Here is a 23058-nt window from a genome sequence, read left to right as displayed (position 1 = left end):
GCAATAAGGTACCCCTAACAGGTATATATACTCGCCGAATCCTCAATGGCAGGGCATACCCGAATACCACGGTCGAATAGCTCGGTTCGGGAAACCAAGTGGATAAAGTAATGGGAGCTAAACCGCCAGGGGGGCTATTCCCGCTCGAAGGGGTTGGCCGGTGTTACCAGCAACACTTTTTCTCTCTCCACCAGCACTTGGCCTGGTTGGGCTCCTTTGGGCTTGCGCACAAATTTTTTGGGCGTGTACGTCACTGGGCAAAGCGTATCGTTTTGGCGGCGAGAGTACCAGGCGGCCAACTGAGCGGCCCGTTCCAGCACCGGGGCTGGTACCGGCTGCCCCGGCCGCTGCCGGATAACCACATGGGAGCCGGTTACGTCTTTGGCGTGCAGCCACACGTCGTCTTTGTGGGCGTAGCGCTGGGTAAGCAGGTCGTTGTTTTGCGCGTTGCGGCCCACTAGAATGGTAAAGCCACTATCCTCAAACACTTTGAATGGTAGCTCCTGGCTGGGTTTGGCCAGGGTAGCCGGGTCGAGGGCGTGTTGCTTGCGCCACTGCCGGAACGGCCGCAATTCTCCGGGGGGTAAGGCGGCCAGTTCCTCCAGTTGTTCCAAGGCCTGCAGGGCTTCCGTTTCACGCCGTTCGGCCCGGGCGCTTAGCTCCTGGGTTTCGCGCTGTTGGTTTTTGGCCTTGCGGTATAAGTTTTGGGCCGTGCGCTGGGGTGTTTCGGCGGGCTTGAGCTTGATGAGGCGAGGTTGGTTGTCCTGGTAGAAATCGACCACCTCTACTTGGCTGGCTCCGGCCGGAATCTGGCTAAGGTGGGCCATAATTAGGTCAGCGGTTTGGCGGTAGCCCACGGTGTTTTCGAGGGCGTGCAGGCGGCGGCGGGCATGATGGGCGGCTGTAGCCGCTGCATCGGCCCGTTTTTCCAGCAGCGCCCGCACTTGCTGCAACTCAGCTTCGTAGGTGCGGCGGTTGAGCAGCAGGGGCACAAAGCGGCGCAAGGCTCCAATAGGATCATCGGCCGGGAGGGTCAACTCTATCTCACCCACGGGCAGCAGGCTCAGCCTGGTGCGGCCCTCAAGCCGAACAACGTAGAAGGCGGTAGGCTCTTCTAGTTCTTGCACTACTTGGCCTACCAGCGGCCATTTGGCTTCCAGGGGAGCGGGGTCGTAGCCCCGGGTACGTAGGTAGGCGGCAGCTAAGTCGCCCAGGCTGGGGTACGCTTTGAGTGGGTTAATGGGCAGGCCATCCTCGGCGCCGGCCATGACTTCCACCGGGGCCAGTTCTGTATCGGCCACGTAACGCTGGTGGAACAGCTGAACCGGGGCATCGGGCTGCGGGCGAAAAAGGGCATTCGGACGCGTGCTGTACAGCTTCAGGGCCAGCGTAGCCCCGCTCCGGAAACGAAATTCGAGCACTCTGTCCTGGGGCCAGGCCGCTACCATCTCCACCTCTTGGCCCAGTAATTCCGGCAGCAAATCAACGGAGTTTTGCCGCGCCCGGTGGAAAGACTCGGGTAGGGCAACGAGGCAGCCCGCTGCGGCTAGGGTGATTTTCAGCCAGAACTCGGTCGTGCTATTCGTCAGCCCAATCACCAACTCGTCCTTCTCCTGCGAAAAGCACGCTGCCACCCGGTAACCTTGCAGCTGTCGGGTGAGGGCGGGGGCCAGCTGGCGCAGGAAGTAGTAGTTGGTGTGCATATGTGCAGGGTGAACTGGTTGATTGATTATTGCCGCTTCAACGGTCACTTAATACTCGGCACCCAAGTAAACTCTCAAGAATAGAATATGAGACTTGCGCACAAACAGCGGTTTGGTTTCGAGGCTGTGGAAACCTATTGACGTGAAACGCACAGTATAGCGCCCGGGAGCTACTGGCAGCGTCAGCTTGCCAGTAGCTGGCGCGTTAGTGTTTATTACTACCTGATGCAGGGAATCCAGCACGGCAACCGTCACTCCGCCGTCCAGCGGCAGTTGATTGATTTCTTCCTCGATCTGCAAACGAAAAGTACCGCCGGCTTGGTTTTTATCCGGACGAAACTCTTCCCGCTCGATACGGTAGGTACCCCGCCCAGGCGCAAGCGCGTGCCACCGTTCATACGAAGAAGAAACACAGCTTCCCAGCACTACGGTCAGTAGTAAGCACAATCCTTTAGCGGCAACCATGGCATAGTCAGCGTCAGTTTTCGGCGCAATACCGCTGGTAATTGCATTCATAAAGTGTTGTTCCAGAGAGCGGAAACTTGGATCAGGTAGAGGGTGTAGGCGGACGCAGTAGTTCGGCGAGTTGGTGGCGGACGCGCCGCGTCTCCACCCAGAAGCCCAGTAGCAGCACCCCGTACATACCTGCCGCCAGCAAAGCAGGAATTATGACATTGCCAACCTCCAGCGTGGTACTCGTGGAAGCCAGGAAGCGGCTACCACCCACGTAAGCCCCAGTACTCCCAGCGACGACCAAGCAGGCCGCAGGAAAAGCCGGAGTTGGCTGCTGGTGGAGGTAGCCGTTATATACCCCCGGCCCTGAGTGCCTCGTACTTTCGAAAAAGCAGCCGTTTCCACCTCGAACGCAACAGGATATTCCGCGTTTGGTTGCTGCGGGTTGAAGGCCGGTAACTTTTTGTCGATCAGACCTGGGGCATCCTGCAGAAGGGCAAGCAGGGTTCCGGGTGGTAAATGGCTACGCAGTACTACACGGGAAAAAAGCAACAGGAGCATCAGGCTATTTCGGCACGTGTCTGAGATGTACTTCGGTATTCATGATTCTGGCTCAGTGTATAGGGCGTTTAGGTACTGGGCTCGTAACACCGCAAACTGTGCGCCTACACCGTTACCCGTAGCCCGTCATACGCCAGCCGAATAAAGCTGGGCAACTCCGCCTCTACCTCCCGGTGGCGGCCCAACTGGTGGCTGATGTGGGTGAGGTAAGCGCGGCGGGGGGCCAAATCCTCCAGAATATCCACGGCTTCCTGCAGGGTGAAGTGCGAAATGTGCTGCTCATGGCGCAGGGCATTAAGCACAATCACCTCCGAGCCGCGCATGCGCTCTAAGGCCTCGGGCGAGAGGTAGTTGGCATCCGTAATGTACGTGAAGCCACCCACCCGGAAACCCAGAACCGGCAGCTTGTAGTGCAGCGCCCGAATAGGCTGAAACTCCACGCCTTCTACCCAAAAGCTCTCCGTCTCGCTCAGAATAGGGTGCAGCTGCACCTGCGGAATGCCGGGGTACTTGTGCGCCGAGAAGATGTAGGCGTACTCCTGCTTCAGCTGCTCCAGCACCCGGGGCTCAGCGTGCAGAGGCATATCCTGTTGTTGGCGAAAGTTGTACGCCCGGATATCATCAAGGCCGCCAGTATGGTCTTTGTGCTCGTGCGTGAACACCAGCGCATCCAGGTGGTTAATGTGCTCACGCAGAGCCTGCTGGCGGAAATCAGGCCCCGAATCAATGACAATGCTTTTGCCCTGCACCTGCAGGTGCACGGATACCCGCAGGCGCTTGTCGCGGTAGTCCACCGACCGGCATACCGCGCAGGAGCAGCCAATAATGGGTACTCCCTGCGAGGTGCCGGTGCCGAGGAAAGTTACTTCCATGGTAAGAAGTTAGAAGTCAGAAGCTAGGAGCTAGAATGGAAAATATCCTGTACAGGTAGACAACCACACATTCTATCCCCTAGCTTCTGACTCCGAGCTCCATAATACTACCCGATATACTGCTTTACCACGCGTACCAGCGCATCAAAATCCAGAGGTTTCGGCAGATAGTCGGTTACACCGGCCTCCCGAAATTGCTCCATGGAGTAGTTGTTGGCATTGCCGGTAATGGCAATAACCGGAATTTTGGCAATGCGCGGGTCAGCGCTGCGGCGGATTTCGCGGGTGCACTCCATGCCGTCCTTCACCGGAATATTGATATCCATTAATACGCAGTCAATGGGCTGGCTTTCAATTTGCTTGATTACTTCGCCGCCATTTTTGGCCGATACTATCTTGTACTTCTGGAGTTCCAGAATCTTCTTGGTCAGGTTGAGAATAACCGAACTGTCTTCAGCAATCAGAATCGTTTTAGAATCGGCCATGGAGAGGGAAAGTAGGAGGGTTGGTGAGGTTGTGGGGGAGCTGAAGGGCGACTACACTACCTGGTGAGTGATAAAGGAAGGATTAAGGGGCTTGCGTAAGTTTAGGATACGCAGCCTTAAATTGTACAAAAAAACCAAGTAATTGTTGAAATGATTCCGGAGTATGTTCCGTACGGCCATTTTTCAACTCATGTTCCAGATGTTTGGCGCTTTCTGCCACATCCCGAACGCCCAACGTGAAGCCTGTGCCCTTTAGCTGGTGCAAATGTGGTAAAATCTGCTCGTACTGCCCAGCGGCAACCAATTCGGCGGCCTCTGCCAACACTTGCCCGGCCTCGTCCTCGAAGTCAGAATAGAGCTGGGCCGCAAACTCACCCCCACCTAGCTGCCGTAGTTGCTCCACTATTTCCAGATCGATGCAGTCAGGTAGTTCAGCCTCTACCGTTGACTCCGGCGTGCCTGGGTCCGCGTCGGGTTTAAGCGAGTCGGCTAGGGGAGGGCCGTCGGTCCAGCGGCGCAGCACCGCGTACAGGTCCTGGCTTTTCACCGGCTTGGATACGTAGTCATCCATGCCCTGCTGAATAAACCGCTCGGCGTCCTCCTTCATGGAGTAGGCCGTCATGGCCACAATGGGCGGGCAGGCGCTGCCCAGGCGCTGCCGAATTTCCTTCATGGCCGTCACGCCATCCATTTCCGGCATCTGAATATCCATGAATATCAGGCTATAACGGGCACTAGGAGCCGTGGCCCGACTAATAGCCTCAAACCCATCGGAGGCCACCACAATGTCGCACCCCAGCTTGTCGAGCAAGCGGGTAGCCACCTTCTGGTTGATGGGGTTGTCATCCACGAGCAGGATGCGGGGGGCCGACTCGAAGCGCACCACTTCCTGGGGACGCTCCCGAGCCAGCAGCCGTTCCTGCACAATTTCCTCCTCGTTGCGGGCCACCCGGCAGCGCATCGTAAACCAGAAGGTCGAGCCCTCACCCACGTTGGAGTACACCCCAATTTCGCCGCCCAGCAGCTCGGCCAGCTGCTTGCTGATGGCCAGGCCCAGGCCCGTACCCCCGAAGGCTTTGGTGGGGGTAGTGTCGAGCTGGGTGAAGTTGGTGAAGAGCAGTTTTTCGTTGTCTTCAGAAATGCCAATGCCCGAATCTTGTACGGCAAACCGCAGCAAATGCTCCTCCCCATCGGTAACAGTGGAGGATACTATCACGCTCACCGTGCCCTGAGCCGTAAACTTGATGGCGTTGGAGGTGAGGTTGCTCAGGATTTGGAGCAGGCGCGTTTCGTCGGTAATGATGAAACGGGGCGTGTGGTTGGCAATGTGGTAGGTAAAGGTGAGATGCTTCTGGCTAGCCCGGTTGGCAAACAGGGAGTGAATCTTATCCAGGGTGTAATGCAGGTCGATGCCGGCTTCGTTGAGCTGCAGCTTGCCCGCCTGAATCTTGGACAGGTCCAGAATGTCGTTGAGAATAGCCAGCAGGGCATCCGAGGATTTGCGGAGCGTGTCCACGTACTCCTCCTGCTCCTCGGAAGCTACCGTCTGGTGCAGCAGGTCAATCATGCCGATGATGCCGTTCATGGGCGTGCGCAACTCGTGGCTCATGTTGGCCAGGAAGAGCGTTTTGGCTTCCAGGGCCTGCTCGGCGGCTTCCTTGGCCCGGCGCAAATCATCCTGCATCTGCTTCAGGCCGGTAATGTCGCGGGCAATGCCTTCGGTGCCGTTGCCGGCCTCGTCGGCCACGCGACGGGCATTCACCAGCACACTCACGGCGTGACCGTCTTTGTGGCGCATGGCAATTTCGAAGTTGCGGGCCTCACCGTAGCGGCGCACGTTTTCCAGCAGCGTGGCGCGCTCCAGCGGGTACATGTAGTAGTCGCCGATGTAGTTGCCGATGGTTTCCTCCGGCGTGTAGCCCAGCATATCCTGCACGGAGGGGCTCAGCAGCGTAATCAGGCCCTGGCCGTCGGTGCGGTAGTACACATCCTGGAACGACTCGAAGATGGCCCGGAATTTCTCCTCCTGAGCGGCCAGCTCCAGCTGGCTGCGCTTCTTGTCGGTGATGTCGTGGGCAATACCCGAAATTTCCTCGAAGGAGCCGTCGTCGAGGTAGATGGGGTTGAGGTAGATTTCGCGCCAGGTATCATGGCCCCGGGCGTCGCGCAGGCGCACTTCGAACCGCTGCGGGTGCCCCTGAAAGGCCTTGCGGTAGTTATCAATGAAGGCCACGCGGGCGTCTTCCTCCATCAGGGCCACGTCGGCCTGCCAGAGGTTCACGTTCAGGGCCGGGTACACGCCGTTGCGGCGCAGGAAATAGGCGGCGTAGTTGCGGTTGAAGGAGGAGAGGCGGGAGTGCGTGTCCACCGACCACATCAGGTGGGAGCCACTCTCGAAAATGGCGTTCAGGCGGGCGTTCTGCTTCTGAATCTGTACCTCGTTGCGCTTGCGCTCAATGGCCAGGGCCACTTGGTTGGAAATGAAGTGCAGAATCTCAATATCGGTGGGGGCGTAGGCATCGGCCTTTTGGTAATCCTGCACCGCAATAACCCCAATAATCCGCTCCCCAATGCTCAGGGGCGAGCAGAGCATTACCTCCGGCATCAGCCCGTAGGCCGTAATAGTGCCGCTGGCAATTAGCTCCTGCAACTCCTCCTTGAGCAAGTACTGCGGCCGCCCCGTACGGATAATGTACTCCGATACCCCCGAGGAAAACGGCCGGGCCATCATGCCCTGGTCACCCTGGGCGTTCTGGTCCACGAAGTAGGCAAACTGCAGTTGGGTGCGGGCCTCGTCGCAGAGGGCAATGTAGAAGTTGTTGGTTTCAATGATTTTGCTCAGCTCCCGGTGAATGGCTCCGTAGAGGGAGTGCAAATCCTTGGAGCTGATGGCTAGGTTGGCAATGCTGTAGTACACCTTCTGCAGCCGCTCCGCCTTAATACGGTCGGTAATATCGTGCAGAATGGCGCGGGTGCTCACCGGCTCGTTATCCTGCCAGGAGCAGCTGATGGAGCCAATCAGGTGAATGGGCTTGCCCGATTTGGTGAGGAATACTGTCTCCAGCTTGTTCACCTTTTCCCCCTTGTAGAGGTTGCGCAGCTGGTAGAGCAGCTTGGCCTTGTAGTAGGGGTGCACCACATCCGAGAGGGTGAGGTGGGGCAGGTCGATGTCCTCGTAACCCAGCTTCTCCTTCCAGGCCTTGTTCACGAACAGGAAGCGGTTGTCGATGCTCAGGTTCTGAATCAGGTCGTGGGCATTGTCCAGGAAATCCTGGAGGCGGTTGCGGTTATCGGTGAGGGCCCGCACGGCCACCTGCTTGTCGGTAATATCGCGCCCCACAAACAGGATGCCGTTGATGTGGCCCGTGGGGTCACGCTCAAACTCGGAATGCCAGAAGAAGGTGCGGCCCTGCCCGGAAATGGTGAGCAGGGAGCGTTCAAAGAAATCCTGCAGCTGCTCCTGCTCAATGGCCCGGTGAAAGGCAAACCGCCGGGGGGCCTGCTCGGCCTGGGGGGCAAACAGCACAAAATAGTCGCGCCCGATAAGGGTGGAGGCGGGCCGGCCGGTTACCTCACAGAAATACTCATTCACATCCTGAATGCGGGCTTCCTTATCCAGCAGCAAGTAGCACATACCGGCCCGGCTGAGCACGTCCCGGAATTGCCCCCGCGAGAAATTGGTAAGCGGAATGTCGGTAGTGGTGGCCGGCACAGCGGTAGGCTCCGGTACCGGGTGCACGTACTGAGCAATGTCGCGGAGGGTGAGCAGCACCAGGGAAGCTTCATCGTTGCCGATGCGGTTTAACGAGGCCCAGGCTTCCAGGCCCAACCCATCGGAGCGGTGCCCACTCCAGCGAAAGGACTGCCGCTCTCCGTTACGGGCACAGGCCATTATCTGCTCCCGCAGCTGCAACTCGGAGGTAAGCTGAATAGGGGAGGCCGGCTCCGGAACCAAGGCAAAGGCCATGAGGCCGGTGCCCAGCAGCATGGGCCGAGTGGTGTTCAGGTAATTGACGGCCCGCTGGTTACAGTCAAGCAGTGTACCGGTGGCATCGTAGAGGAGCAGCCCGTCAAAGGAGTCCTCGAACAGGCTCCGGTACATATCCGGAGCCAGACTAGAGCCATGCGTGCTGGCGGCGGTGGTGCTGGAAAGAATAGACATGGAAGTGGCGGATGCGCGGCAGATTGTGGCCCCGCTGGGAGCCGACCCGGAATGAAGTTCTTAAATTTGCGACAATTCCTGAAACTACCGCCGGTGCCCTGCTCCCCGGTTTACTGCTGATTGTGCCCCCACGCCTGGTTTTCACCGTTACCACCGACCTGAATTACGACCAGCGGATGCAGCGCATTTGCGGCTCCCTGGCCCAGGCTGGCTACGCGGTACTGCTAGTGGGCCGCCAGTGGCCCACCTCCCAGCCTTTGCAGCCGCAGCCCTACCAGCAGCACCGGCTGCGGTGCTGGTTTGCGCGGGGCAAGCTGTTTTACCTGGAGTTTAACCTGCGCCTGCTGCTCTACCTGCTGAGCCAGCGTGCCGCCGCCTGGTGCGCCATTGATTTGGATACAGCCCTGCCCGTGTGGCTGCGGGCCCGGTTGGGCGGGCAACCCTTCGTGTACGATGCCCACGAGCTGTTCACGGAGGTACCCGAAGTGGTAGCCCGGCCCAGGGTACAGCGGGTGTGGCGGGTTATCGAAGATTTTATTGTGCCCCGCGCCGCCCTGGCCTACACGGTGGGGCCGGCGCTGGCCTGCGTGTTTGAGCAGCGCCACGGCCGGGCTTTTCAGGTGGTGCGCAACATTAGCCGGCTCACGGAAAACGGCCCGTCTCCCGCCTCGCTGCCTGCTGCCACGCCTATCATTCTGTACCAGGGGGCCTTGAACGCGGGGCGGGGCCTGGAGCAGCTGCTGGCCGCCATGCCCCGGGTGAAGGGGCGGCTGGTTATCTGCGGGGAAGGCGACTTATCGGGCGCGCTTCGGGCCCAAGCGGCCGGGCTGGGGCTGGTGCAAAGCGGGCAGGTAGAGTTTCGGGGCTTCGTGCTGCCCACGGCCCTGCGGGAACTCACCCGCCAGGCCACGGTGGGGGTGATGCTGCTGGAAAATCAGGGACTCAGTTACTACTACTCCCTGGCCAATAAGTTCTTCGATTACCTGCACGCGGGCATTCCGCAGGTTACCAGTGACTTTCCCGAATACCGAGCCCTCAATGAACAGTTTGCCGTAGCCGACCTAGTGCCCGACCTTGAGCCGACTACGCTGGCGGCGGCCCTCAACCGCCTGTTGCCCGGTGGCGACGCAGGGCATTATCAGCAGTTGGCCGCTAACTGCCGCCGGGCCCGGCTGGTGCTTAACTGGCAGCAGGAGCAGCAGCACCTGCGCCAGCTTTACGCTCACCTTATTCCTCTTACTACTCCCGTACCATGAAACTGCTGGCTGAACTTGCGGAGGCTACTCACCCCACGCTGCTGGTTGTCAGCGGGCCCACGGCCGTGGGCAAAACGGCCCTCTGCGTGCACCTGGCCCAGCAACTGGGCACCGAAATCGTATCGGCCGATTCGCGGCAGTTCTTCCGGGAGCTGACTATTGGCACGGCTAAGCCCACCCCCGAGGAAATGCAGGGTGTGCCCCACCACTTCATTGATTCGCACAGGATTACTGAGGACTACAACGCCGGCCGCTTTGAGCAGGATGCGTTGGCGTTGCTGCACCAGCTCTTTCAGCGGCACCGGGTGGTTATCCTCACGGGGGGCTCCGGGCTATATCTGCAGGCGGTAACCGAGGGGTTTGATGCCCTTCCGGCCGTAGACCCCGCCGTGCGTCAGCAAATCAAGCAGGAGCTGGCGGCCGGGGGGCTGGAGCCGCTGGTGCAGGAGCTGGCCCGCCTCGACCCGGTAACCTACCAGCGCATCGACCGGCAAAACCACCAGCGGGTGGTGCGGGCCCTGGAAATCAGCCGGGGTACGGGGCAACCGTTCAGCTCCTTCCACGGCCAAACTGCCACGGCGCGCCCCTTCCAAACCGTTAAAATTGCCCTCAACCGCAGCCGGGAGGAGCTATACCAGCGCATTGATGCGCGCATGGACCTGATGCTGGCTGCCGGGCTGGAGGACGAGGCCCGGTCTCTGTACCCGCACCGCCACCACAACGCTCTGCAAACCGTGGGCTACAAGGAGCTGTTCGATTACTTTGAGGGCCAGTATGATTACGCGGAAGCCGTACGCCTGCTCAAGCGTAACTCCCGGCACTACGCCAAGCGCCAGCTCACCTGGCTTCGCCGCGACGAGGAGTACCAGTGGCTGGAGCTGTAAGATACTTTGCGGCCACTACTGGCAACTCTGGAGAAATACCCTGCACCGCTACCGGCCCGTTCATCCTGATTTTTCAGGCGTAGAGCGGGCCGGTAGCGGTGCAGGCCGTTTATGAGAGAAATGACTTATTAAGGCCAACGAGATTAAAACCGCCGGCTAACTTTTAGCTGCAGTGTAGCCAGGGAATTACCAAACGTGTCATTCTGGAACAGGGCTTTTCCGCCCACCAGCCATTTGCGGGCCGGGTCCACGGCCACATCCAGGTTCAGCGAAAACAGGTAGCCGGCGTGCAGGCCATTTTCGTGGTCGAGGGCGAGTACGGTAGCGTAGGATGAGGGGTCGGGCAGGCGGTTGGAGGGGGCGCCGTAGCGGTTGGAGTAGCCCGCGTAGCCGCCGCCACCCACCGCAAACAGCACCCGCTTGTCGTTACCGAAAGGGTAGAGGTAGAACTCCTGCTCCAGATTCACGGCCTGGTAGGTAAGGGCGTACGGCACGTTAACGCCAGCCCCACCCTGGCGCGGGTCGGGCGGATAGACGGTAGAAATATCTTCGCGGCTGCCGCCCACGAAAGCCAGTCGGGTGCCAGTGCCTAAGTGCTGGCCCAGCAACCGGCTATATTCCAGATGAGCTTTAAGGGCCATATAATCACCGGTGCCCACGCCCGCCGAGCCAATACCGAGTTGCAGGCCGGCCCGTGGCGGCGCATCCTGCGCCAGGGCTGATCCAGCAAATAAGCCGAATACGGCGGCGAAACGTATGGTGCGGACAAAATTCAGCATACTGAAAAAATAATGAAGGATTGAGGAACTTATTCTGGTCCTATCAAACACAAATTCCCCACCAGAATACTGAATCTGGTAGGGAATGGCTGCAATTCGTAAAATGAAGGACGTATCGGGCTATACGCTCAGGATTTCCACCATCCGCATAAAGCTTTGGTTGATAAGCTTCTTCTTGTGAATGGTGTCAGTGAAAGGCGTATACACCAGCTTACGGTCCACAATGCCGGCCATCACGTTGCGCATACCGTTGAGCAAGCCCTCCACGGCGGCAATACCAATCTGGGAGGCCAGCATTCGGTCGGCGGCGGAAGGGGCCCCGCCGCGCTGGATGTGCCCAATGATGGTAACGCGGGTGTCCAGCTCCGGAATGGCCTCCTTCACGCGCTGGGCTACCTGGTGGGCGTTGCCTTCTTCCTCGCCCTCGGCCACTACTACCAAAAACGAGGTTTTGGAGCGCTGCCAGCTGGATTTCAGGTTTTCTACCACGGCTTCCGTCGACATCTGCGTTTCCGGAATCATTACAATTTCGGCTCCGCCCCCAATGGCGCAGGGAATGGCAATGTAGCCCGAGTCGCGGCCCATTACCTCCACAAAGAAGCACCGGTCGTGGGAGTCGGCCGTATCCCGGATTTTGTCAATGGCTTCCAAGGCCGTGTTTACCGCCGTATCGTAGCCGATGGTGTAGTCGGTACCATATAGGTCATTATCGATGGTGCCGGGGGCGCCCACCGTTGGAATACCGAACTCCTGCTCAAATAGCGTGGCGCCCGTGAAGGTACCGTTGCCCCCAATGGCTACCAGGCCATCAATGCCGTGGTTCACCAGCTGGTCGAAGGCCTGCTGCCGGCCTTCCTTGGTCATGAACTTCTGGGAGCGGGCTGATTTGAGAATGGTGCCGCCTTTCTGAATTGTATTGGCGACGGAAGCCGAGTCCAGCTTCACAAACTCGCCCTTAATCATGCCGCTGTAACCGCGCATGATGCCGTACACTTCAATGCCGTGGTACACGGCCGTGCGAACCACGGCCCGGATGCAGGCATTCATGCCGGGCGCGTCGCCCCCACTGGTTAAAACTGCAATACGTTTCATCTTACTGCTCTTCAATACTCAACAAAATGCCCGACGTAGCCGGGCCAGGCAAAGGTGCTAATTCCAGCCGGAAAGGTAAGCCCCAACTTCATGAAATGTAAATTAACCATGTCAAATGACTGTTTTCAGAGAAGCTACGTAAGGTAGGGCTTGCGCTACTGCCGGTTTTTGAATAACTTCCCAAACTGGTAAACACGGCTTCCCAGAACCACGCGCTGCTTGCTTCCCCCAATTCCCACCACCCCCAACGTTTACGTGCATGTTTGGTTTTTTTGAGAATGAGCAAACCCGTCGGGTGAAAAGTCATCTGATGAACCTGGTGGCGCTGGCCAAGGCCGATGGGCACATGGATGAACGGGAAATGAGCTTTATTATGGCTGTGGGCAAGCGTGGGGGCCTGCGCACCGAGGAAGTCCGCTCCATTATGGGCAACAGCAGCGCCATTAACCTGCTCATCCCGGATAACGACTCTGAGCGTTTCGACCAGATATTTGACCTGGTGGATATGATGCTGGCCGATGGCATTGTGGATGACACCGAAATCAACTTCTGCGTAGACATGGCCGAAAAGCTAGGTTTCCGCAAAGAAGTAGTGACCCGCCTGGTGCGCCATATCTCCCAGTGCGTGAAGGATGGTATGGAGCGGGACCAGATCAAAGACGATGCCTTGGCGCTACTGAAAAGCTAACGAGATACCAAAACGTCATCCTGAGCAGAGCGAAGGACCTTACCACGTTGGAGCTATTTGCCCTGACGTAATGAGGTCCTTCGCTCTGCTCAGGATGACGAGTGTTAAACCCCTTCTCTTTTACTTCTCAACCGAAGAAACGGCCCGTAGCAGCGCCGTGCAGGCATCGTCAATCTGCTCCAATGTGATGGTAAGGGGTGGGGCAATGCGCAAAGAGTTGTCGCAGAACAGGAACCAATCGGTCAGGACGTGCTCCTGCCACAGGGCGTGGTCGATGATGGGCTTTAGCACCTCAAAGGAGGCAAATTCCACGGCCATCATCAGCCCGCAGTTGCGCACCTCCCGAATGGCCGGATGCCGGAGCTGCTGCCGGAAGCGGGCCGCTTTTTCGGCCACGCCGGCCAGCAGGTTTTCCTCCTGAATAACCTGCAGCGTAGCCAGGGCCGCCGCGCACGAAACCGGATGGCCGCCAAACGTGGTGCAATGGCCTAATATCGGGTCGGTTTTGAAGCTGGCCATGATGTGCTGGGGCGCAATGAAGGCCCCAATAGGCATCCCGCCGCCCATGCCCTTGGCCGTAAGCAGAATATCGGGCTCGATGCCGAACTGCTCAAACGCCCAAAACGTGCCCGTGCGCCCGAATCCTGATTGAATCTCATCCAGAATAAGGAGCGCGCCCACTTCAGTGCAGCGCTGGCGCAGGGCGGGCAGGTAGCCGGGGGCCGGCAGCCGCACGCCCGCTTCACCCTGCACGGTTTCTATCACCACGGCGGCCGTGTGCTCATCAATCAGCTGCAAATCCTCGAAGTGGTTGTGGCGCAAATGCTGCACATCAGGCAGCAGGGGACGAAATGCATTCTTGAACCCCTCGGAGCCGGTGATGCTGAGCGCCCCGTGGGTGGAGCCGTGGTAAGCGTTGTAGCAGCTCAGCAGCTTAGTGCGGCCAGTGTGGCGCTTGGCCAGTTTCAGAGCGCCCTCCACGGCCTCGGTGCCGGAGTTGGTGAAGTACACATTGTCGAGGTGGGCGGGCAGGGTGGCGGTGAGGGCCTGGGCCAGCCGGGCGGGCGGGGCCTGCACCAACTCCCCGTACACCATCAGATGCAGGTACTTATCCAGTTGATTTTGGATAGCCTGCAGCACGCGCGGGTGACGGTGTCCGACGTTGCTGACGCCAATGCCCGAAATCAAATCCAGATACTGCTCATTGTTGGCGTCGTACATGTACACACCTTCGGCCCGCTCAATTTCCAGCAGCAGCGGAAAATCGGAAGTTTGGGCCTGGTGGCGCAGAAAAAGCTGGCGGGGGGTAAGCATACGCTAAGCAAAACGATTCGGCCAGAGAAGCCGATAGGGTAAGAAAAGCCACGCCGTGCACGAAACAGAGGAGTGACGTTGGAACAACAAAAACGGGCCGCAAAGGTAGGGCGCCCAGGCCGCTTACTTTTTCATCAACAAAAAACGGCCGCCTAAGCAGCCGTTTTCTATGGGTTTAGTAAAAGTGTCAGCCTCAATCATCCAACCCATCGGTGGGGCTGGCAGGCATACCAGGGCGGTTGGCCACGCGCTTGAGCACTTCCCGGGTAAACTGCCGCTCGGCCAAGGCCAGTTGGCCCACCTGCCGCACACTGATTACCCGCTGAAACCGCTCGAAATAATCCTTTTCCAGCATAATCTCCTGCTGGCGTAGCACAAATGACTGGTTGAGGCTTTCCTTGACCTGCTGGTCGCTGAGTCCATCGGTAGTGACGGGGCGCAACTGGCGTAGCCGACGGCTCAGGTCGCGGCGCTTGGCCGTGAATTCGTTATAAAGCGGCCAGAATTTTTGTGCCTGGTCGGGGGTGAGGGCAATTTTCTCGGTGAGGTAGGCAATGCGGGCGTTTTCGAGCTGGCTGAGGCGCTCCTGACGGCGCAGGCCACCCTGGGCACGGGCCTCCGCCAAGGGCAGGGCCGCCAGCAGGCAGAACAGTAATAGGCTACGGAGGAAATACTTCATTGGAGAGAAAAACAAAGCGGGCGGTGAAAGTACAGCTTACAGATAGGCTTCGTCGGCCGATTGAGCGTCCAGCAGTTCCTGCAACTCTTCGGGGGAGGCCTGTAGGGTGCCAAGGGGGACGTTCTGAGCGGCCCCAGGCACTTCCGCTAAATCGGCAAGCGTTACCCGCTGCTCACTGGCCAGCAGATACTGCACCAATTCTGCGCGCGGAACCTGGGCCAGGGAAGTCGTAGCCAAGGGCTGCACTGTCGCGCCGGGGCTCAGCAGGAACGAGGCCGCAAAGCCCCCCAGTACAACCCCCGCAGCCAGGGCCGTACGCACCGGGGCCGACAGCGCCGCCAGCCAGCCCCAGGCCGCCGGACTTGGGGGCCCGGCCGGCACGCGCTGCATTACGCGCATGGGCAACTGTTCAAAATACCGGTCTGGGGGCGGAGCCAGCGGCGGGTGAGGCCGACGGCGGTGTTCATCCAGACGAAAAGGAGTATGCATGGCGGTTAGAGGCGGCCGGGGCCGCCGGGTTTAATCCGTGAGAGTTTCGTTGTTGATGTAGTGCTCAATTTTTTTAGCGGCGTGGTGGTAGGAGGCTTTCAGGGCGCCCACGCTGGTGCCCGTTACCTCGGCCATCTGCTCGTAGGGCATTTCATCGTAGTAGCGCAGGTTGAACACCAGCCGCTGCTTGTCGGGCAGGCGCAGAATAGCTTTCTGCAGCTTCAGCTCCACCGCGTCGCCGGCCAGGCTTTCATCGGCCTCTAGTTTGGCCGTTAGCTCCGCGCCCACGTCGTTGAGGGGTAGGAAAAACCTGCGCCGTTTACTGTTCAGAAAGCTCAGGCACTCGTTGGTGGCAATGCGGTAAATCCAGGTGTAAAGCGAAGCATCCTGGCGGAAGTTCCCCAAGTGGTTCCACACCTTGATGAATACGTCCTGGGTCAGGTCGTCGGCGTCGTCGTGGTCTACTACCATTTTGCGCACGTGCCAGTACACCTTGCTCTGGTACTTGCGCACGAGCTGGTTGAAGGCCACGTTGCGGGCGGCGGGGTCACGAAACTTGACGAGTATCTCCTGGTCTTCCAAGGCGCAGGCAGGGCGGGTTAGGGCGGCGGGTTACGCAGGGTTGGAGTGGTTGGTGGGCAGGCGGTTTAATGGCGGCCCTGGCAAAAATATCTGGTAAGCCGGAATCAGCTGACTATGAGTTGCTAAAGTTGAGGTGGTTTTGCAGGCAATATGAGTGAATAGAAAACACCACAAAACCCTACTTTTACCCCGTTCTACTCACTACACGACTACCCGCTATGAGCAACATGATTCAGTTCGTCGCCAACCACGACGACCTTAGCACCGATAAAGGCTTCCAGTTCAAATTCTACTGCGACAAATGCCGTAACGGCCATATGTCGCGCTTTTTGCCCAACAAAATTGGTATTGCCGGGGAGTTGATGCGAGCAGCCGGCAGCCTGTTCGGGGGACACTTCCACGATGCCGGCAATGCCGCCTACCATGTGCAGCGGGCCATTGGGGGCAAAGCCCACGATGATGCCCTGGAAACAGCCGTGCAGGAAGGCAAAACCTACTTCAAGCAGTGCACCCGCTGCGGCCACTGGGTGTGCCCCACTGTATGCTGGAACCACACCGCCGGCCTCTGCGAAGACTGTGCCCCCGACGAGCAGGAGGAATTGGCCTCCCAGCAGCGCCAGGCTGCCCGGGAGCAAATCCACACCAAAACCCGCCAGCAGGATTACACCCAAAACCTCGATTTTCTGGGCACCGCTTCGTTGGTGCAATGCCCGAACTGCCAGACCAAACTAGCCGCCGGTCAGAAGTTCTGCCCCAGTTGCGGCACACCCAGTGCCGCCGCGCACCCCCGGGGTAAATTCTGTGGCGACTGCGGGGCCTCCGTAAAGCCCGAGCAGAAGTTCTGCGCCGAGTGCGGAGGTAAGCAATAGTGGGACCTCACCCCCGGGCCCCCTCCCCGAGGAGAGGGGCCGGGGGTGAGGTTACTTTGTACTATAAGTCACGCCGATGGTGACGTTGGTATTGTCGCGGGGCTTGCCTTCCGGGATGCGGTTTTCAAAGGTGTAAGCGTAGGTGCTGGTAATGGCAAAGCGCGGAGTAAAGCGCAAAGCCAGGGAGGAGGCGTGCGTAACGCGGTAGTCCGAAAAATCCTGGAGGTTGGGCTGGTAGAAGGTAGTGGAATTAAACGTGAACACGCGGTAGGAGTAGGCTACCTTCAGGCGGGTAGAGTTGCGCGACACGGTGCGGGAACTGCCATCCTGAAAGTACGTGGCCTCCCGTGTAAGCAAATTGCTCACGGCCACTTCTCGCCCCAACGAATCCTGGTAGAATGCCCAGCCCGGCCCGGCGCCCACTTGGTAGCGGTTGTCAATGCCGCGCAAATTGCTTCGCTCGTAGCCCCCAATGCCGTAGAAGCGGAAGCGGCCTTTCCAATAGTAAGGCGTGGCATTGAGCAGCCACTCCCGCTCCCGCAGCCGCCGCTCCTGCTTACCAAACGTGAAGCTGCCCGTTACCGGGGCCCCAAAGTGCAGCCCCCGCAGCAGCGTAACCGAGTGAGAAGTAGCAAACAACGTCCGGTTGACGCCTCCTGATGTATACTGCCCCGAAAGCTGCCCGCTGTAACGAATAATGGTGGTATCAGCCTTTTGGGCCAGCGCGGGGCGGGCCGCGCCACCGAGTAACAGCAGCAAAAAGAGGAAGAATACGCGCATGAGTACCTGAACAGCAGAAGGGCTGCCCCGAGGCAAAGGTAGCCGGGTAACGGGAGTAGGAGCCGCCGCTGCTCATCCTATGCTCATGGGTGGGGGCTACCTTTAAGGCGCGGGCCCTTGTTGGGCCTGTTGCTCAGCCGTTTGTTTACCCCGTTCCCGCTTGCATGCAGTTACCCGATTCGCTCCGCCGCCAGCTCAAAGCCCGCTACGATGCCCTTGCCAACCACCACATCAAGCGCGACCTGCTGAATGCGCTGCCGTTTTGGGTGGGGGCCGTGATAACTGGGCTGGTGGCCGTGCTCTATGCTAAGTTGTTTGGCTGGGCCGAGACGGGCACCCGCGCTATCTACGCCTACTCGCCGAGGGCGTTTCTGGCTGTTACGCCCCTGTGCTTTCTGGTCGGCTGGTGGCTGGTGCAGCGGTACGCGCCCTACGCGCGGGGCAGCGGCATTCCGCAGGTCAGCGCCGCCATTGATCTGAGCAACCCCCGCCACCGCTACAAAGTCAGCCGCCTGCTCAGCCTGCGCATTGTAGTCGTCAAAATTGTGTCGAGTCTGGTGATGGTGGTGGGCGGGGCCGTCATCGGGCGGGAGGGTCCGACCATCCAGATTGCCGCTTCCATCTTCAAGCGCATCAACGATTGGCTGCCGGCCTGGTACCCAAAGGTGTCCCGCCGCAACATGGTGATAACCGGGGCGGCGGCCGGTCTGGCCTCAGCTTTCAACACGCCGCTGGGTGGTATCGTGTTTGCCATCGAGGAACTCACCAAAACGCACTTCAACTACTTCAAATCGGCCCTGCTCACGGGCGTTATCATTGCCGGCCTCACGGCTCTTAACCTGCTGGGACCCTACCTGTACCTGGGCTACCCCAAACTCGACCACCTGCCCATCTGGATAATCTTCGTGGTGATGCTGGTGGCGGTGCTCACTGGGTTTGCCGCCAGCAGCATGGCCGAGGCTATTCTGTGGCTGCTGCGCCAGAAAAACCGCCTGACCAGCCCCGCACAACGGGCCCTCTACCCGGTGGCCTGCGGACTGCTGATTGCCGGGTTGGGCCTGGCGTTTGGGGAGCAGGTGTTCGGCTCAGGCAAGGAAATTATGGTCAGCACGTTGTTTACCGCCGACAAGCATGTGGCCTGGTATCTGCCGCTGCTGCGCATTATCGGGCCGATTATTTCCTTCTCTACGGGCGCGGCTGGCGGCATTTTCGCGCCCGCCCTGAGCGCCGGGGCCAGTATGGGAGCCGTACTGGCCGAGTGGATGTACCTGCCCGATACGGCCACTAACCTATTGGTGCTGTGCGGTATGGCCGGCTTCCTGACGGGCGTTACGCGCAGCCCGTTCACCTCATCCATCCTGGTGATTGAAATGACCAACAGCCACAACATCATCTTCTACCTGATGCTCACGGCACTGCTGGCCAACCTGGTGTCCAACCTCGTCACCCGCCACTCCTTCTACGACCAGCTCAAAGTGCAGTACATCCAGGAAATCCACCGCACGGAAGGGCAGGTGGGAATTTCTGCTACCAAATAGGTAATGGTGAACTCTGAATCAGTTCCGTGTTGGTACCAGTATATTGTTGCCCGTTGGGTCTTTTAAGTGCTGGTTCATAAGTAACCGTATGAACGTCCTGCTGAGCTTGTCGAAGCATCTCTACCGCTTCGTTCGAGCGTTTTTCAACAAAGCGGTAGAGATGCTTCGACAAGCTCAGCAGGACGTTCTCTCTGTAGCCGTTTACTTTTGGCTGACTACTTAATCCAGCAACTCTCTAATAAAAATCAGCAAGACAAGCATGAAACTTAATGAAGTTATAGCTGCTATTGACGAGCAACATGAAGCAGCAATTGTATTCGTCAAAAAGGTGAATGGTAAGGTTGTTCCTGATTCAGCGGCAGTGCTAGTAGAGGTACCTGAAGAAGAGGAAGACTGGAAGACAGATCAAATGGCAAGTAAATACTGTCCTGGATTTGAGTATTTTTTAGAGGTGTTTCTGATTAAGGATATGGTACACGGTTTAAAAGGAATGGCTGGTTATAAAACATTAGACCAACAGGTAAAACGGATTATCCATTATGCTGAATTTGATGCGTAGAATATTACTATTCCTACTGTGCGCTGCATTTGCAGCAGCGGCTAACGGCCAAACGGTTCTTCAGGGCGACTCACTGTACCGCGGCTTGCAAGTAGGCAAGTCAACTTTCAAGGACATTAAGCGGGTGATGGGCAGCGGCTACAGAAAAGGGAAAATGATTCGTCACTTCCATGCCTTGTGGCGCAATGGTAGTGCCGGTTGGTATCAGATTGAATATGGTTACACTTTAGAATATAAAAAGGCAGGTGTTCAGTTCGCTATTGAAACTGCCAAGAAACCCGAAAATCAGCAAACGATAACCGGTATTCATTTCAGAAAGAAGGCATCAGTAGTCACCGCCAAAGGTGTTTCTCCACCTAATACTTTTGCGGATGTCTTTAGCCGGTATGGGCCTTTAGACACAACACAGAGCAGAAGAGTTATCCCGTATGCGTACGGGTGGAGTGCGGATAGAGGAGGAAAGAAGGAAAAGCGGTATACTATTCTTCGGTATGGCAACGGAATGCGCTTTGTGAGCTACGGTCCAAGAAGCGAAGCTGAGAATTTGAATACCCGCAGAGTGGATGAAATATGGCTTGATTAAATGATCAAGCACAACGCCCCGGCTGCAGCAAGTGTAGCCTGGGCGTTGTGCTTGTGAGAAGTCGTTACGACCTACTTCCGACGAGTCATTACTTTCTCCACGGCGGCCACGATGGCCTGCTCGTTGAGGCCGTACTTCTCCATCAGCTGGTCGGGGGTGCCGGACTCGCCGAAGGAGTCGTTGACGGCGACCATTTCCAGGGGCAGGGGCTGCTCGCGGGCCAGCAGCTGGGCGATGGAGTCGCCGAGGCCGCCATGCATCTGGTGCTCCTCGGCCGTTACCACGCAGCGCGTTTTGCGCGCCGACTCCAGAATCAGTTGGGCATCCAGGGGCTTGATAGTGTGGATGTTGATAATTTCGGCGTTGATGCCTTTCTCGGCCAGCAGCTTGCCCGCCAGAATGGCCTTCCACACCAAATGGCCGGTGGCGAAGATGCTCACGTCGGCGCCTTCGTTCAGCACGATGCCTTTGCCCACTTCAAACTTTTGGTCGGCGGGGGTGAAGTTGGGCACCACCGGGCGGCCGAAACGCAGGTACACTGGGCCTTCGTAGTCGGCAATGGCAATGGTGGCGGCTTTGGTCTGGTTGTAGTCGCAGGGGTTGATAACCGTCATGTGAGGCAGCATCTTCATCATGCCGATGTCCTCCAGAATCTGGTGGGTGGCGCCGTCTTCGCCCAGCGTGAGGCCGGCGTGCGAAGCGCAGATCTTCACGTTCTTGCCCGAGTAGGCAATGCTCTGGCGGATCTGGTCGTACACGCGGCCGGTGCTGAAGTTGGCGAAGGTGCCCGTGAAGGGAATTTTACCGCCAATGGTGAGGCCGGCGGCCAGACCCATCATGTTGGCCTCGGCAATGCCCACCTGGAAGAAACGCTCGGGGTTGTCCTTGATGAAGGCATCCATTTTGAGCGAGCCGATAAGGTCGGCGCAGAGGGCTACCACGTTAGGGTTGGTGCGGCCCAGCTCCTGCAAACCGGCGCCAAAGCCGCTGCGGGTATCCTTCGATTCGGTGTAGGGGAAATCTTTCATGAAGTATGGTAGGGAAATGGGTTACGTTGGAATTGGCAGACTATCGGGTTACTGTTTCGTCTGCTTGGTTCATTTGCCCAGGGTTTAAACCCTGGGCTATGGAGCGGTGGCAGCACCCACTATTAAGGTTAGTTAACTGGAGAGATGCTTCGGCTGCGCTCAGCATGACGTTCAGGTTAACGCTTTTGCTCATCGTCCGAAAATGCTGACTGAGGTGGTTTGACCGGGACGGATGGTGAACGTGCGCACGTCGGTGAACTGGCTGCCGGTGGCGGTTTTGGTGCGGAACACAAGGCGGTAAGCTCCGGGCTGCATCGGCAGATTCACTTTGCTGCTGGTTTCGGGCAGGTTGTGCACCCACGTTTGCTGTTCATCGTTGCCGAGCCGGTAGACGCTACCGTAGCCTTTCAAGTCTGAAATGATGTTGAGGATGCCGGGAGCTTCGTAGGTAACAGCTGTTTCCTGGCCCTGCTTCACCGTGATGCGCCGTAGCTGCCGGGGCAGCGTGAGCAACTCCACCTCGTAGTTACCGGCCAGCAGCTTCTGTCGCGCCCCGAAGGGCAGGGCCACCACCGTGGCCGGACTGCCCTGGGCCCGCACCACTGCCTGCACCGTGCCGTAGGGGTTAGGCGAGGCGGCGGGGTTCTGCAGCCACAGCGTGCCCTGGGGCGTTTTGTAGCTGAGCACGTTGGCCCGACCCGGCCGGATGGGGAGATTGGCTTGTCGTACCGGGGGCACGGTGTTAATCACAAGGTCGTAGCTCTGCAACGCGTCAATGTCGAGCACGTCGGGCTTGCCCTGGGCGTCGCGGAAGTGCACGTAGTTGTACTCCGGCAGCTCCGTCACGTTGTTCACAAACGTCATGTTCACGTTCGATTCCACAGGGCGGCCGGCTTCGTCGGTGAGGTTCACGCTGACGGTGGTTTTAGCCAGCGTCTGGGCCACCACATCATTGAGGATGGTGCGAAAGGTCTTCACATCAGCCGCGTTGTAGTACTGGCCCAGGCATTCCAGCTGCTTGCCAAACTCCCGCTCGGCCCCGATACCAATAACGAACGGCTTCAGGAACACCCGCTTGCGCTGCAGCGCCAGGGCCGTGGCGCACGGGTCGCCCTTGCACGATTCCAGCCCGTCGGTAATCAGAATGAGCACGTTCCGGGCCGACTTATCCACCGGAAAATCTCTGGCCGACTGCAGCAAAGAGTAGGTGATGGGCGTGTTGCCCTTGGGCTCAATCGTTTTGAGCCGGGCTTTGATGGCTGCCGCGTTTTTGGGCGCGAAGGCCACTTCCAGCCGGGAGTCCTCGCAGTTGTTCTCTTTGTTCTCGTGCTGATGCCCGTAGGCCCGCAGCGCCAGCTCCAGGTGCGGGTAGGCGTTGAGCGAGTCCACCATCTTAGATAATAGCCGCTTGGCCACGTCCCAGCGCTGTTCGCCCTCCCAGGGCGCCCGCATTGAGCCGGACGCATCCAGCACGAACAGAATGCGCGTGGTTTTGGGTTGAGCAGGTGCTACGTTCTGGGCACGAGCAAGCCCGGAGGCCAGCAGCCCCGCAAGCAAACACATAACCAGAACCAGATGGCGCATTTCGGGTGTAACCGGAAATAAGGACGTCATGCTGAGCTTGCCGAAGCATCTCTACCGCTTCATTGGGCTACTATTGCACCGAAGCGGTAGAGATGCTTCGGCAAGCTCAGCATGACCG

At 58.5% G+C, this 23058-nt stretch carries 21 protein-coding genes; 7 read left to right on the top strand and 14 right to left on the bottom strand.

Annotation, left to right across the window (positions count from 1 at the left end):
- Positions 1-134: 134 nt before the first annotated feature.
- From ABIB60_RS02825 to ABIB60_RS02805, 5 genes are all read right to left on the bottom strand, one after another.
- Positions 135-1703 carry an NFACT RNA binding domain-containing protein gene (locus tag ABIB60_RS02825; RefSeq protein ID WP_354577584.1) on the bottom strand — a complete coding sequence of 523 codons (1569 nt, stop codon included), beginning with the start codon at positions 1701-1703 and terminating at the stop codon, positions 135-137.
- A gap of 48 nt (positions 1704-1751) precedes the next feature.
- Complete coding sequence (locus ABIB60_RS02820) at positions 1752-2219, bottom strand: carboxypeptidase-like regulatory domain-containing protein (protein ID WP_354577582.1); 468 nt, start codon at positions 2217-2219, stop codon at positions 1752-1754.
- Positions 2220-2821: 602 nt separating this feature from the next.
- Positions 2822-3589, bottom strand: coding sequence for an MBL fold metallo-hydrolase (locus ABIB60_RS02815; protein WP_354577581.1), 768 nt, complete (start codon positions 3587-3589; stop codon positions 2822-2824).
- 107 nt (positions 3590-3696) lie between these two features.
- Complete coding sequence (locus ABIB60_RS02810; protein ID WP_354577579.1) at positions 3697-4074, bottom strand: response regulator; 378 nt, start codon at positions 4072-4074, stop codon at positions 3697-3699.
- An 82-nt stretch (positions 4075-4156) separates the two neighbouring features.
- Positions 4157-8236 (bottom strand): PAS domain S-box protein, encoded by a 4080-nt coding sequence (locus ABIB60_RS02805; RefSeq protein WP_354577578.1) that lies wholly within the window; start codon positions 8234-8236, stop codon positions 4157-4159.
- A gap of 122 nt (positions 8237-8358) precedes the next feature.
- Here ABIB60_RS02805 and ABIB60_RS02800 point away from each other — a divergent pair, with 122 nt between their 5' ends.
- Positions 8359-9492 (top strand): glycosyltransferase, encoded by a 1134-nt coding sequence (locus ABIB60_RS02800; protein WP_354577576.1) that lies wholly within the window; start codon positions 8359-8361, stop codon positions 9490-9492.
- Positions 9489-10376, top strand: a complete 888-nt coding sequence (gene miaA / locus ABIB60_RS02795) for a tRNA (adenosine(37)-N6)-dimethylallyltransferase MiaA (RefSeq protein ID WP_354577575.1) — start codon at positions 9489-9491, stop codon at positions 10374-10376. The genes ABIB60_RS02800 and miaA overlap by 4 nt, the downstream gene beginning before the upstream one ends.
- A 143-nt stretch (positions 10377-10519) precedes the next feature.
- Here the strand turns inward: miaA and ABIB60_RS02790 are convergent, their stop codons facing one another.
- Positions 10520-11155 (bottom strand): hypothetical protein, encoded by a 636-nt coding sequence (locus ABIB60_RS02790; protein WP_354577574.1) that lies wholly within the window; start codon positions 11153-11155, stop codon positions 10520-10522.
- Between the two features lie 120 nt (positions 11156-11275).
- On the bottom strand, positions 11276-12247 hold the full coding sequence (gene pfkA, locus ABIB60_RS02785) for a 6-phosphofructokinase (RefSeq protein ID WP_316000114.1): 972 nt from the start codon (positions 12245-12247) through the stop codon (positions 11276-11278).
- A gap of 259 nt (positions 12248-12506) precedes the next feature.
- Between pfkA and ABIB60_RS02780 the strand changes: the two genes are divergently transcribed.
- Positions 12507-12935: a tellurite resistance TerB family protein gene (locus tag ABIB60_RS02780; protein WP_354577572.1), complete on the top strand. Its 429-nt coding sequence runs from the start codon at positions 12507-12509 to the stop codon at positions 12933-12935.
- A gap of 120 nt (positions 12936-13055) precedes the next feature.
- On the opposite strand, the gene ABIB60_RS02775 is transcribed toward ABIB60_RS02780, so the two are convergent.
- The 4 genes from ABIB60_RS02775 to ABIB60_RS02760 all read right to left on the bottom strand — a co-directional run bounded on the left by ABIB60_RS02775 (position 13056) and on the right by ABIB60_RS02760 (position 15999).
- Positions 13056-14249, bottom strand: coding sequence for an aspartate aminotransferase family protein (locus ABIB60_RS02775; RefSeq protein ID WP_354577570.1), 1194 nt, complete (start codon positions 14247-14249; stop codon positions 13056-13058).
- A gap of 193 nt (positions 14250-14442) precedes the next feature.
- Positions 14443-14928, bottom strand: a complete 486-nt coding sequence (locus ABIB60_RS02770) for a hypothetical protein (protein WP_354577569.1) — start codon at positions 14926-14928, stop codon at positions 14443-14445.
- Positions 14929-14964: 36 nt separating this feature from the next.
- On the bottom strand, positions 14965-15417 hold the full coding sequence (locus ABIB60_RS02765; RefSeq protein WP_354577568.1) for a hypothetical protein: 453 nt from the start codon (positions 15415-15417) through the stop codon (positions 14965-14967).
- A 30-nt stretch (positions 15418-15447) separates the two neighbouring features.
- Complete coding sequence (locus tag ABIB60_RS02760) at positions 15448-15999, bottom strand: RNA polymerase sigma factor (RefSeq protein WP_354577566.1); 552 nt, start codon at positions 15997-15999, stop codon at positions 15448-15450.
- A 227-nt stretch (positions 16000-16226) separates the two neighbouring features.
- On the opposite strand from ABIB60_RS02760, the gene ABIB60_RS02755 reads away from it, so the two are divergent.
- Positions 16227-16868 (top strand): zinc ribbon domain-containing protein, encoded by a 642-nt coding sequence (locus ABIB60_RS02755; protein ID WP_354577564.1) that lies wholly within the window; start codon positions 16227-16229, stop codon positions 16866-16868.
- A 51-nt stretch (positions 16869-16919) separates the two neighbouring features.
- Here the strand turns inward: ABIB60_RS02755 and ABIB60_RS02750 are convergent, their stop codons facing one another.
- Positions 16920-17648, bottom strand: a complete 729-nt coding sequence (locus ABIB60_RS02750) for a DUF481 domain-containing protein (RefSeq protein WP_354577562.1) — start codon at positions 17646-17648, stop codon at positions 16920-16922.
- Positions 17649-17812: 164 nt separating this feature from the next.
- On the opposite strand from ABIB60_RS02750, the gene ABIB60_RS02745 reads away from it, so the two are divergent.
- The 3 genes from ABIB60_RS02745 (at position 17813) to ABIB60_RS02735 (ending at position 20328) form a co-directional block, all read left to right on the top strand.
- On the top strand, positions 17813-19186 hold the full coding sequence (locus tag ABIB60_RS02745) for a chloride channel protein (protein WP_354577561.1): 1374 nt from the start codon (positions 17813-17815) through the stop codon (positions 19184-19186).
- A gap of 259 nt (positions 19187-19445) precedes the next feature.
- Positions 19446-19745, top strand: a complete 300-nt coding sequence (locus tag ABIB60_RS02740; protein ID WP_354577559.1) for a hypothetical protein — start codon at positions 19446-19448, stop codon at positions 19743-19745.
- Positions 19726-20328, top strand: coding sequence for a hypothetical protein (locus tag ABIB60_RS02735; protein WP_354577558.1), 603 nt, complete (start codon positions 19726-19728; stop codon positions 20326-20328). Before ABIB60_RS02740 ends, ABIB60_RS02735 begins: the two co-directional genes overlap by 20 nt.
- 71 nt (positions 20329-20399) lie before the next feature.
- On the opposite strand, the gene ABIB60_RS02730 is transcribed toward ABIB60_RS02735, so the two are convergent.
- Entirely contained in the window at positions 20400-21356 is a 957-nt protein-coding gene (locus ABIB60_RS02730) for a transketolase family protein (RefSeq protein ID WP_354577556.1), read from the bottom strand.
- 189 nt (positions 21357-21545) lie between these two features.
- Positions 21546-22970, bottom strand: a complete 1425-nt coding sequence (locus tag ABIB60_RS02725; protein WP_354577555.1) for a vWA domain-containing protein — start codon at positions 22968-22970, stop codon at positions 21546-21548.
- Positions 22971-23058: the final 88 nt, after the last annotated feature.

This window comes from Hymenobacter sp. UYP22, assembly GCF_040547285.1.
Lineage (GTDB): Bacteria > Bacteroidota > Bacteroidia > Cytophagales > Hymenobacteraceae > Hymenobacter.
Note: the sequence above shows the minus strand (reverse complement) of the source record. Positions and strands in the feature narration are given on the sequence as shown.

What these genes read in the sequence shown, in the direction of transcription:
- ABIB60_RS02790 (WP_354577574.1), bottom strand. Translation starts at nt 11,155, where the DNA reads ATGCTGAATTTTGTCCGCACCATACGTTTCGCCGCCGTATTCGGCTTA.
- ABIB60_RS02725 (WP_354577555.1), bottom strand. Translation starts at nt 22,970, where the DNA reads ATGACGTCCTTATTTCCGGTTACACCCGAAATGCGCCATCTGGTTCTG.
- ABIB60_RS02745 (WP_354577561.1), top strand. Translation starts at nt 17,813, where the DNA reads ATGCAGTTACCCGATTCGCTCCGCCGCCAGCTCAAAGCCCGCTACGAT.
- ABIB60_RS02730 (WP_354577556.1), bottom strand. Translation starts at nt 21,356, where the DNA reads ATGAAAGATTTCCCCTACACCGAATCGAAGGATACCCGCAGCGGCTTT.
- ABIB60_RS02820 (WP_354577582.1), bottom strand. Translation starts at nt 2,219, where the DNA reads ATGAATGCAATTACCAGCGGTATTGCGCCGAAAACTGACGCTGACTAT.
- ABIB60_RS02775 (WP_354577570.1), bottom strand. Translation starts at nt 14,249, where the DNA reads ATGCTTACCCCCCGCCAGCTTTTTCTGCGCCACCAGGCCCAAACTTCC.
- ABIB60_RS02735 (WP_354577558.1), top strand. Translation starts at nt 19,726, where the DNA reads ATGCTGAATTTGATGCGTAGAATATTACTATTCCTACTGTGCGCTGCA.
- ABIB60_RS02765 (WP_354577568.1), bottom strand. Translation starts at nt 15,417, where the DNA reads ATGCATACTCCTTTTCGTCTGGATGAACACCGCCGTCGGCCTCACCCG.
- miaA (WP_354577575.1), top strand. Translation starts at nt 9,489, where the DNA reads ATGAAACTGCTGGCTGAACTTGCGGAGGCTACTCACCCCACGCTGCTG.
- ABIB60_RS02815 (WP_354577581.1), bottom strand. Translation starts at nt 3,589, where the DNA reads ATGGAAGTAACTTTCCTCGGCACCGGCACCTCGCAGGGAGTACCCATT.
- ABIB60_RS02740 (WP_354577559.1), top strand. Translation starts at nt 19,446, where the DNA reads ATGAAACTTAATGAAGTTATAGCTGCTATTGACGAGCAACATGAAGCA.
- ABIB60_RS02825 (WP_354577584.1), bottom strand. Translation starts at nt 1,703, where the DNA reads ATGCACACCAACTACTACTTCCTGCGCCAGCTGGCCCCCGCCCTCACC.
- ABIB60_RS02805 (WP_354577578.1), bottom strand. Translation starts at nt 8,236, where the DNA reads ATGTCTATTCTTTCCAGCACCACCGCCGCCAGCACGCATGGCTCTAGT.
- ABIB60_RS02780 (WP_354577572.1), top strand. Translation starts at nt 12,507, where the DNA reads ATGTTTGGTTTTTTTGAGAATGAGCAAACCCGTCGGGTGAAAAGTCAT.
- ABIB60_RS02770 (WP_354577569.1), bottom strand. Translation starts at nt 14,928, where the DNA reads ATGAAGTATTTCCTCCGTAGCCTATTACTGTTCTGCCTGCTGGCGGCC.
- ABIB60_RS02755 (WP_354577564.1), top strand. Translation starts at nt 16,227, where the DNA reads ATGATTCAGTTCGTCGCCAACCACGACGACCTTAGCACCGATAAAGGC.
- pfkA (WP_316000114.1), bottom strand. Translation starts at nt 12,247, where the DNA reads ATGAAACGTATTGCAGTTTTAACCAGTGGGGGCGACGCGCCCGGCATG.
- ABIB60_RS02810 (WP_354577579.1), bottom strand. Translation starts at nt 4,074, where the DNA reads ATGGCCGATTCTAAAACGATTCTGATTGCTGAAGACAGTTCGGTTATT.
- ABIB60_RS02750 (WP_354577562.1), bottom strand. Translation starts at nt 17,648, where the DNA reads ATGCGCGTATTCTTCCTCTTTTTGCTGCTGTTACTCGGTGGCGCGGCC.